The sequence below is a fragment of the Dyella japonica DSM 16301 genome (assembly GCF_001010355.1).
GTDB classification, from domain to species: Bacteria; Pseudomonadota; Gammaproteobacteria; order Xanthomonadales; family Rhodanobacteraceae; genus Dyella; species Dyella japonica.
Genome location: NZ_JPLA01000013.1, coordinates 232,376 through 250,417, shown reverse-complemented (window position 1 = coordinate 250,417; position 18,042 = coordinate 232,376). Strand labels below are relative to the sequence as shown.

Genomic DNA, 18,042 nt, shown 5'->3' with positions numbered 1-18,042 from the left:
TCAGTCTGCGCCTGCGCATTCGCGCCGAAGGCGGCGGAGTTCGCACCTGCAGCCACGCTGTTGTAGCCATTGGCTGTGCTCAAATCGCCCGTCGCCGTCGCGCCACTGCCGATCGCCGACGACCCGTCGCCCAGCGCCAGGCTTGCCGAGCCCATTGCCGTCGCGTTGTTGCCCACGGCCAGCGCATCGTCGCTGCCGTCATTGGCACCGTTCGCCTTGAAGTAGCGGGTCGCATTGCTCAAGTTCGTGTCGGCCTGCGCAGAAGCCACATCAAGCTGCTCTTTGTTCACCGCGTCGTGCGCATTCGTGCCATCGGCGACATTGGTGATGCGGCGCTCTGTGCCGGCACTGCCGACGGACACCGTATTGGCTTCGTTGGCGATCGAACCCTGCCCCAGCGCCACGCTGTTGGCAGCCTTCGCCACACTGCCGTCTCCCACGGCGGTCGCGTTCTTTGCCGAGGCCTTGGCGCCATTGCCGACTGCCGTGCTGTGCGCACCGCTGGCCGAGGTGTTGTTGCCCACGGCCGTGGCGGACGCGGCCGTGGCAGCCGCCACGCTGCCGCACGCGAACGCGCCGGTCACCGCTGTGGGTTCCTGGCCTGCGGCAAACGTGCCGCTGCAAACCTCTGCATGCGATGCGAGTGGCGCGAGCGCCATCGCCAGTGCGAGTGCCGCGCCCTTGCGGGTGGTCACGCCGCGGCGGCCCTTGCCGTTGGCGCGCGCCAGCTCGGAGGCCACCACTACGGCGCCGAGCGTGGGATTCCATATCTTGCTGTAGATCGTGTTCATCGTTTCTCCCCGTGAACGTCGTCGAGTTCGGATTGGCTTGACGCAAGTCGTCGAACTCGCCCCCACCAGCCATGGGTTCGGCTGGAGCGATCGACGGGTCAACCGGGTGTCGATGCGCTGCAAGTTCGTCCGTTCAAGGGTGGACCCTGCAAAACCTGCGAGTCACGCACAGGTTTTTTCATTGCAATCACGAGGGTCACGAAGCGCACGAAGATTGCAAAGACCACGCAACATCACGAAGCCAACGCGCCATGCGTCGGACTCGGCAAGGTGATTGAAGTGGCCCATCGAAGCAGCGGGTAACTCACGCTGTGGCGGGCATCGTGCTCAAGCAAGTCTCCCGCGCCTTGGTTGCGTTGATGTGACGCGGGCGCAGGAAGGACTGTGTAGTTCCGGCAAAAATTCCAGCATCCATCGCGGCGAAACTACCGCCGGCGCCATGGAAAACTAATGACTCGTTGCGCGAAACGCTTTGCTCTTGCCGAGAACAGAGGCAGGCAACGTCCCGTAGATGCGGCGATGCAGGCCGGAGAACCGTCCAAAATCCCAGACGCCGAAACGGCTGCAGATGCCGGCGACGGTTTCGCCGGGAGCGGCTGCCTTCAGTGCATCGTGGATTTTCCGCAGCCTTCGCAGGACCAGATAGCGATAAGGACTGAGTCCGAAATGATCCATGAAGATCGCATGCAGTGTGCGCGCAGAAACGCGGGTGGCGCGGGCAAGGTCGGACAGTTGCACGGGGCCGTTGCCCGCCGCGTCGATCACCTGCAGGGCGCGGCCGAGGATCTCGCGCCTGGGCAAGCGAGGACGACCTTGTGCTGGCGGCGGCGCCGCATCCAGGGATTGAACGGCTTCATAGATCGCCCAGGACAGCTGTGCATGGAGCATGTCGATCGCAGCCTCGTCGAACCCGGCATCGCGGGTCTGCATGCCCGGCATGCGATCGACGAGGTCCCTGATGCGTGCGATGGACGCGGCATCGACCTGCCCGACCAGATGGTCGCTCATGTCGCGACGAAAATCCTCGTGCGTGAGGTCCAGCCAGTGAGCCACGGCCGTCCGTCCGATGGCCACGCCAATCCAGTCGATCGCGTCGCTGTTGTAGACGTGGAAATCGCGATCCGGCGCCAACCAGGCCAGCATGGCGCCGTGCATCCGCGTGCCGTTCACGGCCACCGCAGGCGTTTCGACCATGGGCAGGAACAGCCCGAAGTTCTCCGACCGGCATGCGCCGCCGTAAATGGCACCACCGCCATTGCGTCCCCGCATGATCTCCAGGTCCGCCAGCGCGATATCCCTGAGCTGCCAGCTGAGCGTATTTCTGCCGACGGGAATGTATTGCCCGTCGACGCCACGCAAGGCGTCCTCGAACTCATCGAAATCCAAACCGGTGAGCGAATTCACCTATTACTCCTCTCAGCAAGACATGGGGGCGCTGCGACTCCTTGCAGATTATTTCCAGAACAGCACAGCCGGCGACCGCAAAGCGCGCGATCCGGGGCCAAATCAGGGGGATGGTAACAACGTGGCGTCGATCCGCGAAATTAAAAGGCGGCGCAATGCCGCATGCGGGCCGATACGTGGATCTCGCAAAAACCCGCGCGCGGCCCCGGAGGCGGCCGTGACCGCTTTTACGTAGTTTTACGAAGTGAAGACGCCGTAGTTTTCCAGTTGCCAATTGGGGACCGTGCATCGATTCTCGACGCCAGTGGGGCGCTTAAGGAAACGTGACATGAAAGTGTCGACGCGCTTTTGGCTGGCGGCTGCACGCATGGCGGCTGTGGCGATGCTCACGGCAACGGCCGCGTGGGCTCCAGCCGGCTACGCATCGCCCGCACCCCAGGAGGCCGCCGCATCGTCGGCGTCGGTATCGGCGCCGGAGCAGCCGCAGGCCCAGGCGCAGGCGCAGCTGCGCTATTTCAATCGCGAGATCACCACGTTCCGCTCATACTTCATGGGCCGGTCGCCCGCGCTGAGGGCTGCCACGGGGGCGGAGAATATCGCGCACATCGCGGCAAAGAGCCCGGCGGTCGACCTGACGTTCAAGGACCTGCCGCAGGGTGCGCTCATCCTTTTGAACGGCGAAGTGGTGGCGATCTTCACGCCAGACGATCTGGACAAACTCAACAACGAAACGATGGCCGAGGCGAAGGCCCATATCACGCAGCAGCTGACGGCGGCTGTCGAAGCCGCCAACAGCGCCAACTCGCCCCGACGACTGACCCAGGCCATCGTCTGGTCCGCCCTGGCTACGGCGCTGACGCTGGCGATACTGGTGACGCTGCGATGGCTGGGGCGACGGATCGATAGCGCGCTGCAGCGCTGGCTGGAGCGGCGCCTGCTGGCCATCCGCCATGAATCGGCGCGCCAGTTCGCGCTCAATGCACGCACCATCGCCTCATGGTTTGTGCGTGTGATCTTCTGGCTGGTGGCTTTGGCCATCATCGAGGAATGGCTGCGCTTTGTGCTGGCGCAGTTTCCGTACACCCAGCCATGGTCGGAGGCCATGCGCGGATGGGTCGTGGAAAAGTTGAAGCAATGGGGCGTGACGATCGCGGGCGCCCTGCCCGGCCTGCTCACCGCCGCGGTGATCCTCTTTGCGGCGCGAGTGATCACGCAGGCCATCAGCGTGACGTTTCGCGGTGTGCAGAGCGGGCGCTTCAAACTGCTTGAGATCGACTCGGAGCTCGCCGAGCCCACGCGCAAGCTGGTGGTAGCCGCGATCTGGCTGTTTGCCGTGGCGATGGCCTATCCGTATCTGCCCGGCGCCCAGACCGAGGCCTTCAAGGGCCTGAGCGTGCTGGTCGGCCTGATGGTCTCGCTCGGCGCCTCGGGCATCATCGGCCAGGCCGCCGCGAGTTTCACCATCATCTATTCACGCACCATGCGCGTGGGCGACCTGATCAAGAGCGGCAACACCGAGGGCGTGGTGCTGCAGATCGGCCTGTTCACCACGCGATTGCGCACCATCACGGGCGTGGAAGTGAGCATTCCCAACAATGTGGTGCTCGGCAGCCAGCTGCAGAACTATTCGCGCAACCCGGAAGGTCCCGGCATGTGGCTCACCACCACCGTCACTATCGGTTATGACGCGCCGTGGCGGCAGGTGCAGCACATGCTCGTGGACGCCGCCAAGGCGACCGCGCAGGTGCTGCCGGAACCCGCGCCCTTCGTATTGCAGACCGCGCTGTCCGACTTTTACGTGGAATACCTGCTGCACGTGCGCATCGTGGATACCAGCCTGCGGCTGGACATCCTGCACGACCTGCATTCACGCATCCAGGACAACTTCAACGCGGCCGGCGTGCAGATCATGTCGCCTCACTACGTGGGTGATCCGGCGGAGCCGAAGGTCGTGCCGCAGGCGCACTGGAATGGTTGAGCGCGGCGCGCACGTCGCGCGACTTCATGGAGTACGGCCTTCGGGCCAGGGTGGCTTGGAAATCACATCTTCCATGCTTTTGTGCACCGCAATTCTTGACGCTGCTTATACGCGGCAAATGCGCATCCTTAGCCTTGCATAGAACTGTCCTTGACTAGCGACGGGGCAGCCGATTTCCGCGGGGAGTGGATGAAAAGAAGATCGTCGTGACTGGGTTAAACCGACGACGTTCGATAAACGCGGCCGCTATTCGGGGTACCGCATATGGCTCTTGTGTCCAGTCATGGATGGGGCAATCCCTTAAGACCCCACGGCCAGGCGATCGCCCTGGAGCCCCGCATCATGTTCGACGGCGCGGCCGCCGCTGCCACTGAGCAGCATCACGTCGCCGAGCGCTTTGCAGACACGGAGCCGGCAGCGTTTCAGACGCACGGCCTGACGCTGACGCCGCGCGCCGCCGCCACCGCACCGGCGCCTTCGGCAGCGCGCGAGCTGCTGGTCATCGACAGCCGCATCCAGAACGGTACGGAACTCGCCAAGGACTTGCCATCCAACGTTTCGGTGCTGGTGGTACAGCCGGGCCAGGATGGCTTGGCTGCCATCTCGGCGGCGCTCGATCGCCTGGGCAAGGTGGATTCGATCCAGATCGTGTCGCACGGCGCGCCGGGACAATTCACCCTGGGCGACCGCACGATCACCAGCAGCACCATCGATCAGCTTGGCAACGAACTCGCATCGTGGCGCTCATCGCTCACCGCCGATGCGGACATCCTGCTGCTGGGCTGCAATGTAGGTGCGGATGCTTCGGGACAAGCCCTGGTACACGAGCTTGCCCACTGGACCGGCGCCGGCGTGGCAGCGTCCAGCGACAACACGGGAAGCGTCGCTGCGGGCGGCAACTGGACGCTGGAGGTGCACGACGGCGCCATCGATCATCCGCTCGCGATCAGCGCCGAAGCCCGCGCCGGCTTTCAAGGCCTGCTGGTCGATGCCAGCCCCACCGTGACGTTGTCGTCGGCCGGTGGCGACGTCCTGTTGGGCGACCAAGTCACCTTCACGGCATCGTTCACCAACACTTCCACCCAGGACGGCTACGCGCCCTTCATCGATCTGTTCTTTCCTGCCACCGGCAAGGACGGCGACGATGGCGTGAGCTTTGTTTCCGCCACCTATCTTGGGCGTCCGGTCACGGCTTATGTGATCACCTTCGATGCCAGCGGCAATGCCGTGCATCCACTGGCCAAGGACGCCACCGGCCAGGCCGTCGTGCTCCACGCCGCCAACTATGGGCTGCGACCGGGCGACGAGCTGGTGGTGCTGCAATTGCCCTATGCCAGCGTGGGCAGTGCACAGCCATCCGTCGACGTGCAGGTCACCGCGCATCTGAGCAACCTCGCCGACACGGCGTTTTCCAACGGATCTCCCAATCTTTCCATCCTTGCGCAAGGCGGCTTCCAGTTCGGCAACGATTCGCTGGACAACCCCACGCAGGATCCGTCGCTGATCGAAGCGGCCACGCACAGCTACGCCGTGCATCCGACCGTGATCACGCTGACCCAGACGGTGAACACGCCGGAAGGGAAAACCTCGTCGGGCCCGAATTACGCTCGAAGCATCACCGTCACTGCCTCGCCTGCGCCCGGGCAATCGCTCACCGACGTCGTGGTTACGCAGAACCTGCCGTCGGACATCATGGTCACCGCGATCACACCCAGCGCCGGCGGCGTGGTGACGGAAGTGATGCTGGCCAACGGCACTGTGCTGAGCAATCCCACCTTGATCCAGGCGGCACTCGCCGGTGGCGCCTACGTGGCGAACTACTCGGTCACGTATGCCGCGCTCACCGGCCCCTCCGACATCAACATTGCGTTCTTCGTGCCACAGGCCGATGCCAATGGCGACCCGATACTCAATCCAGCCACCGGCGCTGCCGTCACCATCACGGTCGACGGCGCATCCGCGACCGGCGAATGGACACCACTGGACCCGCGCGACCTGACGCCGCCGGCAACCGAAGTGGCGCTCTCGGGTACCGGGCCCGCCACGTCATTCGTGGTGCAATCGCTCAGCCTGTACAAGACGGCCGCCATCACCGGCGATATCGGCACTCCCGGCCTCACGCCCGGCGACCGGCTCACCTATTCCGTCGAGCTGGATCTGTCGGACTACTTCGCCTTCGGCATGAACATATTCAACCAGGGTCACTTCCTGGTGAAGGACACGCTCGGCGACGGTCAGACGCTCAGCGGCACCCCCACCATGAGCATCTCGCTCAACGGCGTCACGCAGACCGTGGCGCTGGTGGTCACCACCATCGTGAACGCCGACGGCACGACCTCGCTGGCCTTCGATATCGGCCAGTCGATACTCAATGCGCGAGGCCAGCTTGGTGGCTTGCAGGGCGACCTCGCCTTCGATGCGATACAGCAAGGCGCCACCAAGGTGGTGATCAGCTACCAGGCCGTGGTGAGCCAGGCCTATACCACGGTGTATCCGCAAAGCGAAATCAACGAAGGCGATTCGATCAGCAACAACGCCAGCGTCGACGCCACCGTGCTGGAAGATCCCGTCAACCTGGGCACGGGCGTGGTCGGCGATACCGACGCACGCACCGAGACGGTGCCGGTCAGCGACGTGGACATCGCCATCTCCTCGGTCAATGGCGGTGCGGTACCGGCCAATGGCGAGCTGCGTCCCGGCGATGTCGTCACCTTCACCATGAGCTACGACCTGGTCACCGGCGACTACGAAAACATGTCGCTCTCGGCCTATATGCCGCTGCCCTTGTTCGACATCACCGGCATTAGCTGGACGCAGGGCAATGGCGTTGATCAGTGGCATCTGGGCGCGGGCAATACCAACGCCGGCGGACTGCTGTCGGTGACCACCGGTGCCGGCAACGCCATCGTGTTCAACTTCGGCAGCTTTGCGACCGCAGCCACGGTGGGTTCGCGCATCGAGGTGCAATTCACGGTGGTGGTGGGCAATCAGCCGTTCGCGGACCAGCGCGCGCTCAGCGTGCTGGCCAAGTCCGACCAGACCACCACCATCGATCACACGCACCTGCTTTCATCCGAAGAGATCGCGGTGATCAGCTCGATTGCCGAGCCTGAGGTATCGATCGTCCACGGTGTCGTATCAAGCACCAATGGCACGATCACGGGCACCACCGGCACCTGGTCCGCGCCCGGCACCGGCGGTGCGCCGTTCACTGGCAGCATCACCGATCCCAAGGCCGTCAACGGCGACATTACCGGCATCGATGCCGGCGATACTTTGCGCATGGCCACGGAGCTGAAGAACACCGGCGGCGGCGCGGCCTTCGATTTGAGCACCGATATCTTGTTGCCCACCGGCTTCTCGTTCGTCGGCGGATCGCTGGCCAGCGCCAATCTGCACCTTTATCGTGGCGATGGCACGGCCCTGGTGCTGGGCGTGGATTACTCCGTCAGCGGCAATACCATCACCTTGCTGGACGCGAACGGCACCGGCACGCTGACCGCCGGACGCGCCGGCTCGGCAGCCGATGCCACCGGCGCCAACGTCATCATCATCACCTACGACGTCACGGTAAACGCCAGCATCGCGGCAAGCAGCACGCTGCAAAGCACCGCCGATCTGCTGCACTACGCCAGCACCGAGGGCGGCGCCAACTTCGTCGGCAGCATCAGCGAAACGGCGGCCGAGCAAGTCGCCGCGCCAACGGTACGCGTGGTGTATGCCGGCGGCAGCCTGGACAACAGCGACTCCAGCGCCCCGCAGACCAATGGCAGCGACCTGGTGATCGGCGAGAGCATGCTCTACGACATCGTGGTCACCCTGCCGGAAGGCTCGACCCAGTCCTTGCGGCTGCAGGACCTGATCCCCGCCGGCATGCGGCTGGACACCAGCTTCAACGGCACCGGCTACCAGATCATCACCACCAGCGGCGGATCGGCCGCGTTGCTGGCGAACTTCAATGGCAACGTGGTGATCAGCGGCCTCAGCGGCAGCGGCGGCACACTGGGCGCGGATGGCGTCGATGCCTTGTTCACCTTCAGCGCAAGTACGGCCAACGGCGACAACAACACCGGCAACAATGCGTTCGTGATACGCGTGCGCCTGGTGGCCAGCAATGTGATCTCCAACCAGGCCGGCACCACGCTTTCCAACCCGGCGCAGATCGTCTACAGCGATCCGGATGGCGATACGCCCAACGGCGCCACCGCCATCGACCGCACGGTGGCTTCGGCGGGCGCGGCGCCGACCATCGTGATCCGCGAGCCTACGCTCACCATCCAGCAGACCACCGATCCCCTGCCCCCGTTCGGCGTGGAAGAAACCATTCCCGTCACCTACCAGATCATCATCACCAACGGCTCCAGCAGCGCGGACTTCAACGCCTACGACATCAGCCTCAACGATGTGCTGCCGACCCAGATGAGCGGCTACACCATCCTGGGCGTGACCTACAGCGGCGGCGCGAGCAACAACGGCGGCCAGGACTTCGTGATCGTCAACGGGGTGCTGCAGACCGCCTCGGGCGCCCGGGTCGACATCCCCACCGGCGGCAGCATCGTCATCCGCGTCAACGGCACGGTCAACGCGAGTGCGGCGAGCGTCGCCAGTTTCGACAACACGGCCACCGTGGCGTGGACCAGCCTCGACGGTCCCAACAGCGGCGAGCGCACCGGCGCGGACGGCCTGCTCAACAGCGGCGTGCTGAACGATTACAGCGCAGCGTCCACGCTCACGGTTCCCGTGCTTCGAGGCGTCTACCTCTCCCGCGTCGGCGGCTTGCCGCAGACTTCTCCGGCCAGCCCGACCGATGGCGACAACGAAAACGTGACGGTTGGCGAAGTGATCCACTACCGAGCCGTTGGCGCGTTCGCGCAAGGCATCACCAACGACTTCGTGTTGCAGATCACCCTGCCCAATGGCATCGGCTTCATCAACGACGGCACGGTGCGCCTGGTGTTCATTTCCAACAACGGCATCGTCAGCAGCATCGGCAACCTGGTCACCGGCGGCACGCTCAACATCGTGGGCAATGCCGAAAGTCCGCAGGCGCAACCTTTGCTGCCCGATCTGTCCGGGCCTGGCGCCACGGGCGTATTCAATCCCTCGCAGATCACCATCAGCACCGATGCCAACGGCAATACGGTGATCAGCTTCCACTTCGGCAACATCACCAACACGGATATCGACCCGGATGTGGAGGGCTTCGCGCTGGAGTTCAACGCGCGGGTGCTCAACCAGGCGTCCAATACCGCCGGCGATGCGCTGCCCGTGGTGGCCGCCGAGTTCGCCGGCACCACGGCCTTGTCCACCAGCCAGCCCGTGTACGAGGACATCGTCGAGCCGTCGTTCAATGGCCTCAACAAGCAGATCATCGATTTCACGCCGAACGTCACCGCCACCACCGGCATGGCCACGGTGTCCGTGAGCTTCACCCAGAACGGTGGCTCGCCCGCGTTCGATGTGGTGCTCAGCGACAATTTCGCCGGCGGCAGCGCTTACACCTTCAACGGCCTGATCATCAACGGCACGGCCTACACGCTGGGCAATCTGCCTCCTGGCGTGACCGTCGACACCAGCAACGGCGTCACCGTGCACTTCGGCCAACTCAATCCGGGCGACAGCGTGCGGTTCACCTATAACGTCACCGTACCGGACCTGGCACCGGAGCCCGGCAACAACGCCACGCTGACCTGGACGAGCCTGTCCGACAGCTTTACCCAATGGGGCGGCTCACTGGTTGGGCCAGCAGGAAGCTCGACGGGCGAACGCACCGGTCAGGGCGGCGTGAATACCTATGTGCTCAGCGAGGGCGCGGGACTGGGCGTCATCAGCGGCACGCTATGGAACGACACAGCCAGCGCCACCACCAGCACCACGCCGGATGGTCCAGGTCTGGCCGGCCAGACGGTCACGCTGACCTGGGGCGGACTCGACGGCAATCTCGCCACCACCGCCGACAATCGCAGCTTCACCACCGTCACCGACGCGAACGGCAACTTCAGCTTTGGCGCGCTGCCCAGTGGTGCATTCCGTATCGATGCGCCCGCCAGTGCCACCTATGCGCTGCCAACCGGCACGTTGCGCGTGCGCATCGACACGGATACGTCCTCGCCGCTGGGTCAGGTCGTGGTGAATCTTGGCGAAGGCGTGCAGGTCGCCGCCAACGCGGGTTACGTCCACCAGAACGTGGCGCCACAGAATCAGCTGCCCGGCACGCAGAACGGGCTGGAAGACGTCGTACTCGCCATCAGCGGCATCAGCATCAGCGATGTGGATGCGGGCGCAGGCACGGTGGGCGTCACGCTTACCGTGCTGCATGGCACGCTTGCGCTGGGCAGCGCAGCCGGCGTCACGGTGAGCGGCAGCAACACGTCGCAGCTGGTGATCACCGGCACCATCGCCAACATCAACGCGGCGTTGGCCACGCTCACGTACATCGGCCTGCCCAATTACAACGGTGACGACACGCTCAGCATCGTCACCAACGATCAGGGCAATTTTGGTGACGCCAATGGCGATGGCATCCCGGGCCAGAATCCCGGCGATGCGCTCACCGCCACCGGTGCCGTCGCCATCGTGCTGCAACCCGTGAACGACCCGCCCAGCGCCGTGCCCGACACGGACGACGCGGTCGAAGCCGGCGGCACCAACAATCAGACCGAAGGCGTCGATCCCAAAGGCAACATGCTCGACAACGATACCGATGTCGACATTGCCACCAACGGCGACTTCCTCACCCTGACGGGGGTGCAGTTGCTGCCGGGCGGACCGGTGGTGGCGCCGCTGGCCAATGGCGGCACGGCATCTGTCACCGGCTTGTACGGCACGCTGTATTTTCTGGCGAACGGCTCCTATCAATACGTCGTCGACAACGGCAATCCCACCGTGCAGGCACTGCGCACGTGCGGCCAGACGCTCACCGAAACCTTTTCCTATACGGCGGTGGATACCGGCGCCCTCGGTACCGGCTCCACCCTCACCATCACCATCCATGGCGCCAACGACACGCCCGTGGGCGTGCCCGACGTGGGCAATGCGGTCGAAAAAGGCGGCGTGAACAACGGCACGGCTGGCAGCGACGCCACTGGCAATGTGTTGGCAAACGACACCGACGTCGACAGCGCGGCGAACGGCGAAGTGCTCTCCGTCTACGGCGTGCGTACGCATTCGGCGTCGGGCGTGGGCCCGGTGGTGCTGGTCACGGCTGGAACCACCTCCGCCAGCGGCGGCGCCGTGCTCAATGGCTTGTATGGCACGCTGACCATCGGCGCGGACGGCAGCTACGTTTACACGGTGTTCGACAACAACGCCACCGTGCAGGCCTTGATGGCGGGTGAAACGCTCAACGACACGTTCGATTACGCGGTCGAAGACGCCGGCGGCCTGCTCTCGATCACCCAGCTCAACATCGTGATCCACGGCAGCAACGACAACCCCGTGGCCACCGACGACGTGGCGCAGGCACAGGCCGCATCGACCAACGACGACACGCATGAGAGTAATCCCTCGGGCAATGTGATTCTGTTTGCGAGCCGGCCCGGCAATCCCACCGATCCAGGTGGCAATGGCATTGACTACGACGTGGATCATGCCGATCAGCCCAATACCAACCTCACGGTCACCGGCGCAGCCTCTGGTGGCAGCCTCACTGGAGCGCTCGATCCCGTAGGCGTGATCACCGGCTTGTACGGCACGCTCACCATTCACGCCGACGGCAGCTACACGTACAACGTGGATAGCGCCAATGCGACGGTGCTGGCTCTGTCCGCGGGACAGACGGTACTGGACGTCTTCACCTACCAGATCGTGGATACCGAAGGACTCACCGCACGCGCCAACCTCACCATCACCGTGCACGGCGCGGAAGATCCGCCGGTCGCGCAGAACGTCACCTCGTTTGCACGCGAAGCCGGTGGCGTGAACAACGCCACGCCAGGCCTGGACCCCACCGGCGACGCCACCGTCAACAGCCTCGACCCGGATGGCGACCCCATCACCGTGATTGGCATCCGCACGGGCGACGTCGCCGGCACCGGTACAGCCGGCACGGTGGGTACCGCACTGGCAGGCCTCTACGGCACGCTCACCATCGATGCCGACGGCACCTATCGCTACGTGGTGGACAACAGCAACGCCACCGTGCAGGCGCTTCGCACCGCCTCGGATGTGTTGCGCGAGGACTTCACTTTCACCATCACCGATGGCGTGTTCCAGAGCAGCGCGGAGATCCATATCTTCATCAGCGGCCAGAACGACAATCCGGTGGCCAGCGACGATGCCGCCAATGCCACCGAGGCCGGCGGACTCAACAACAACCGGCCCGGCGTGGATCCCGCGGGCAACGTGCTCGGCAATGACACCGACGTGGATGCGGGCGATGCGCTCGCGGTGACGGCCATACGCACGGGCGCCGAAGCCGGCACCGGCACAGCGGGCACCGTGGGTGCCGAGCTCGCGGGACAGTTCGGCTGGCTTACCGTCAATGCCGACGGCAGCTACGCCTACCGCGTGAACAACACGCTGGCCGCAGTGCAGGCCCTGCGCAGCTCCACCGACACACTGACCGAGAGCTTCAGTTACACGGTGACCGATCTGGCCGGCGCCACCGATGTGGCCACGCTGACCATCGTCATTCATGGCAGCAACGACACGCCGGTGGCCGTGGACGATGCTGCCACTGCCGTGGAAGCGGGAGGCATCAACAACGGCACGCCGGGCGTCAACCCGACCGGCAACGTGCTGAGCAACGATTCGGATGTCGACGCCTTTGGCGAAGCACTGCGCGTCACCGGCTTTGACAGCGCGACCACGCACGGCAATGCCGGCGAGAGTCTGGCGGGTACCTATGGCACGTTGACGCTCAACGCCGACGGCACCTATTCGTACGTGCTCGACAACAATAACGCCGCCGTGCAGGCGCTGCGCACCAGTGGCGACACACTTAGCGAAACCTTCAATTACAGCATCGCCGATGTGGATGGGGCGGTCAGCTCGGCGCAGCTGGTCATCGTGATCCATGGCGCCAACGACGCGCCCCACGCCAACGACGACACGGCCGATGCCATCGAAGCGGGCGGCATCAACAACGGCACTCCCGGCACCTCGCCCTCGGGCAACCTGTTGAGCAACGACACGGACGTGGACGCCAACGACACCATGGTGGTGTCCGGCGTGCGCGTGGGGCCGCTCTCCGCGGGCGGCACGGTTACCGGCATACCCAGCCATAGCCAGGTCAGCATCGCCGGCACCTACGGCACCCTGCTGGTCAGCGACAACGGTGACTATACCTATCAGCTCGATGACAGCTCGCCCGTGGTGCAGGCGCTGCAGCCCGGGCAGACGCTGACCGAAATCTTCTCCTACATGTCGCTCGATGCGGCCGGCGCTCCGGGTGCCGCGCAGCTCACCATCACTATCCACGGCAGCAACGACACGCCCACGGCCACCGTGATGACGGTGTCGGCAACCGAAGCCGGCGGCGTCAGCAACGCTACGTCGGGCGTGGATCCCACCGGCAATGTGCTGAGTGTGGTGACGGATGTGGATGCGGGGCCTGGCGATCTGTCCGTAGTCGCGTTCGACAATGGACAGAACAGCGGCACCGTGGGCGACGCCCTCGCCGGCAAGTACGGCTCGATCACGCTCAATGCCGACGGCAGCTTCCAGTACCTGGTGGACAACAACAATGCCGCCGTGCAAGGGCTGCGCACCAGCACCGATCGCCTGATCGAAACCTTCAACGTCACGGTTTCCGATCAGTTTGGCGCCACCACGACCACCCAGATCGTGGTAGTGATCCACGGTGCCAACGACGCGCCGGTCGCGCATGACGATATCGCTGACGCCTTCGAGGCCGGCGGCGCCGACAACAATTCGCCGGGCGTCAATCCCAGCGGCGATGTGCTGCTCAACGACACCGACGTCGACAGCGTCGCCAACGGCGAAACCAAGACCGTCATCGCCATCCGCACCGGCGCCGAGAGCGGCACGGGCACCGCCGGCACGCTCGGCACGGAACTGCGCGGCCTGTATGGCTGGCTCACCATCCTGCCTGACGGCACGGCGAGCTACCGCCTGGACAACGACGATCCGACCGTGCAGGCCTTGCGTGGCAGCAACGACACGCTGAGCGAATCCTTTACTTACACCATGTCCGATACAGACGGACTCACCGACGCCGCCACCATCACCATCGTCATCCATGGTGCGAACGATGCGCCGGTGGCCGTCAACGACACCGCCACGGCGATCGAGGCGGGCGGCGTGAACAACGGTACGCCTGGTTTCAATCCCAGCGGCAATGTCTTGACCAACGACAGTGACGTGGACGCCGGCGACCAGCTCAGCGTGGCCGGTGTACTTGGCGCGGGAGGTTTTGGCGGCGCCGGCGCAGTGGTGGCCGGGCGCTATGGCACAGTGGTCGTCAATGCCGACGGCAGCTACAGCTATCAGTTGGATAACGACAATGCCGACGTGCAGGCGCTGCGCCTGCCGACGGATACGCTCACCGAGGTCTTCGTCTATACCGTGCACGATCTGGCTGGCGCCACCGCCACGGCCACGCTGACCATCACCATCCATGGCGCCAACGACAATCCGCACGCCGTGAGTGACCTCGGCGTCGCGGTCGAGACGGGTGGATTGAACAACGCCACTGCCGGGACCGATCCCAGCGGCAATGTGCTGGCCAACGACACCGACGTGGACGCCAATGACAGCAAGACCGTCGACGGCATCCGCGCAGGCGGCTTGCTCAGTCCGGGGCCGCTGCAATCCATCAGCGCCGCGACAACGGTGGCCGGCCAGTACGGCACGCTGGTCATCGCACCTGATGGCTCCTACCACTATGCGCTCGACAACGACCTGGCCGCGGTGCAGGCGCTGTTGCCGGGGCAGTCGCTGATCGAGGTGTTCACTTATCGCGTGGTCGATCGCCTGGGCGCCTCGGATACGACGGAGCTGCGCATCGTCATCCAGGGCAGCAATGACACACCCATCGCGATCGACGACAGCGCAACCGCCGTGGAAGCCGGCGGCATCCACAACGGCACGCCCGGCGTGGATCCTGTCGGCAACGTGCTGGACAACGACACCGACGTCGATGGCGTCGCCAATGGCGAAACCAAGCAAGTGGTGGACTACCGCACGGCCAGCGGCAGCAGCAGCGTCGCTGGACAAGCGCTGGCCGGTGCGTACGGCACGCTGACCATCGGCGCCGACGGCAGCTACCAATACGTCGTGGACAACAACAATCCGCTGGTGCAGGCGTTGCGCACGCGCGATCAAACGCTCACCGAAGTATTCAGCTACACCATGCGCGATGCGAATGGCGCGACCTCGGTGGCGCACCTCACCATCACCATCCAGGGCAGCAACGACAACCCGGTGGCCGTGGACGATAGCGGACAAGTGAGCGATCAAACGCCCGGGCAGCAGGTGGGCGGCCAGGTCCTGCCCAACGACAGCGACGTCGATGCGGGCGATGCATTGGTCGTGAAGAGCGTGCGTGCCGGCGCGGAAAACGAAGCCGGCGCCGAGCTTCCCGTCGGACAGAAGATCGCCGGACGCTACGGCAGCCTCGTGCTCAATGCCGATGGCAGCTACGTCTACACCATCGACATGAGCAATCCCGCGGTATTGGCCGCGGCTGGCCTTGGCCAGGTGCTGGATGATGTGTTCACCTACACCATCGCCGATCTCGCGGGTGCCACCGACAGCGCGCAGCTGGTGATCCATCTGAACATCTCCGCGCCGCGCCCGCCGCTGAGCACGATCGGCCCGCAATTCCCCGATCGACCCGGCGTGTATGTCAGCGGCCTGTCGCTGCCCGAGGTCGACCCGAAGGTCTATGTCCTGCCTGCGGTCAACGATGTGGCACAAGACCAGGCCGAGACCGCCATTGCCACGGGCGGCAACGATCCGCAGTACATCTCGTTCGATCTGATCAACGCACAGTCCATTGGCGAGGGACTCGGGCTGGTGCCCGGACAGGTGGTGCATCACGCGGTGCAACGGAGCCAGCAACTGGCCGCCTTCGATCTGGCGAAACTTTTTGCACGGCACGGTCGCGTGAGCCTGAGCGCGGATGGCCTGCTGCCCGATCCGTCGATCTTCGCGAGCACACCGGGCGGCCTGGCGAGCGGCGAGTTCCTGCGGGATGCCAGCGGACATCTCACGGCACGCGGCTTCCGCGACCAGCTGCGCGATGCCGCCAACCGCCGGCCGTTGCACGGACGCTGACCAGGACGGAGTGAGGACATGCTTATACCAACAAACAAGCTGACGATCGCCTCCTTCTCCTGTGCACTCACCCTGGCGCTGTCGGCCTGCATCTCGCAGCAACCCAAGCCTTACAGCCAGGACGAGATCGACAAGCGCGTCGCCGCCGACCAGGTGACGATGTACGCCAATCAGGAGCCGGTCACGCACCCGATCACCTTCTATGAGGCGGCGGCGCGGGCGCTCAAATACAACCTGGACTATCGCCTCAAGTTGATGGAGACCGCGCTCGCGTCCAACTTGCGTGACGTCTCCGCCTACGAAATGTTGCCGAGACTGGTGGCGTCGGCCGGTTACGCCGGCCGCAACAACGATTCCGGCGGCACCTCGATCGGCATCGTGGATCGCCAGGTGAGCTTGCGCCCATCGACGTCCGAAGAGCGCTACCACGACGTCTACAACCTCGGCCTGAGCTGGAGCCTGCTCGACTTCGGCGTCGCCTACTACCGCAATCAGCAGAAGATCGACCAGATCCAGATGGCGGAGGAGCGCCGCCGCAAAGTGGAACAGAACGTGCTGCAGGACGTGCGCAATGCCTATTGGCGCGCCCTGGCCGCACAACGCCTGATGCCCGAAGTGACCCGCCTGCTCGAACGCAGCAACCAGGCGCTGGCCTCGGCGCGCGAAGCGGAGGCACGGGGCATTGCGCCCAAGCAGGAATTGCTCGCCTATCAGCGCGCCCTGCTCGATGCCATCTATCTGCTGACCGTACGCCGCCAGGATCTGGAGTTCGCCCAAGCGGAGCTTTCGGCGCTGATGTCGCTGCCGCCCGGCTCGCGCATGGTGCTGGCGGAAGATGCCGAGCCGCCGTTGCCGACGATCACCTCGGACATCAACGGCCTCGAACAGCTGGCCCTGCATCAGCGTCCGGAAATCATGGAGGAGTGGTACCGCAAGCGCGTGGACGACAACGACATCAAGGTCGCCAAGGCCAACCTGTGGCCCAACGTGCAGATCAGTGCCGGCTATTCGTACGACACCAACAAATACCTCTACAACAACGGCTGGGCCGAAACCGGCCTGCAGGTGTCGATCAACCTGCTCAAGCTGTTGCAATACCCCTCGCTCAACCGCGCCCAGGATGCCCAGCGCAACACCGACGACATGCGCCGCATCGCGCTGTCCATGGCGGTGCTGACGCAGGTGCGCGTCGGCGCCTTGCGCTATTCGCTGGCCACCGAAGAACTGGGCTTTGCCGACCAGAGCCTGGCGGTGGACAAGCAGCTGTTCGATTACGCCAAGGCCGCCAATCTCACCACCATCGGCTCGCAGCTGGAAGTGATCCGCGCCGAAGGTCGTTACCTGCTCTCGCGCTATCAGCGTGAAGCGGCGTATTCCGATGCGCAGGCCTCCTGGGGGCGCCTGTACAACTCGGTCGGCCTGGACGTGTTCCCCGACGCCGTGGAGAACTACGACGTGGCCACGCTGGCCAAGGCGATCGAGCAGACCATGAACAAGCTGGAGCCGTTGCGGCCGCCGCCGGCCCCGGCACCTGCGCCGGCGCCGAATCCCGCGCCGGCGCCTGTCGGCGATGCGGCGCCGGCCCCCTCTTCCACCCCGACGACGGGAGCAGCGCGTGGCCCCCATTGA

The 18,042-nt window shown here is 64.8% G+C and carries 5 protein-coding genes; 3 read left to right on the top strand and 2 right to left on the bottom strand.

Annotated elements, in window-relative coordinates; translation table 11 throughout:
- Nucleotides 1-791, bottom strand: a 791-nt coding sequence (locus Y882_RS05935) for a YadA family autotransporter adhesin (protein ID WP_046970948.1), incomplete at its 3' end; no start/stop codon positions are given.
- A 447-nt stretch (nt 792-1,238) separates the two neighbouring features.
- Complete coding sequence (locus tag Y882_RS05930; protein WP_046970947.1) at nt 1,239-2,195, bottom strand: AraC family transcriptional regulator; 957 nt, start codon at nt 2,193-2,195, stop codon at nt 1,239-1,241.
- Between the two features lie 328 nt (nt 2,196-2,523).
- On the opposite strand from Y882_RS05930, the gene Y882_RS05925 reads away from it, so the two are divergent.
- From Y882_RS05925 to Y882_RS05915, 3 genes are all read left to right on the top strand, one after another.
- Nucleotides 2,524-4,173: a mechanosensitive ion channel family protein gene (locus Y882_RS05925; protein ID WP_052949714.1), complete on the top strand. Its 1,650-nt coding sequence runs from the start codon at nt 2,524-2,526 to the stop codon at nt 4,171-4,173.
- 342 nt (nt 4,174-4,515) lie between these two features.
- A complete protein-coding gene (locus Y882_RS05920) occupies nt 4,516-16,413 on the top strand; it encodes a VCBS domain-containing protein (RefSeq protein ID WP_052949711.1) in 11,898 nt (3,965 codons plus the stop codon).
- A gap of 18 nt (nt 16,414-16,431) precedes the next feature.
- Nucleotides 16,432-18,042, top strand: coding sequence for a TolC family protein (locus Y882_RS05915; RefSeq protein ID WP_082120949.1), 1,611 nt, complete (start codon nt 16,432-16,434; stop codon nt 18,040-18,042).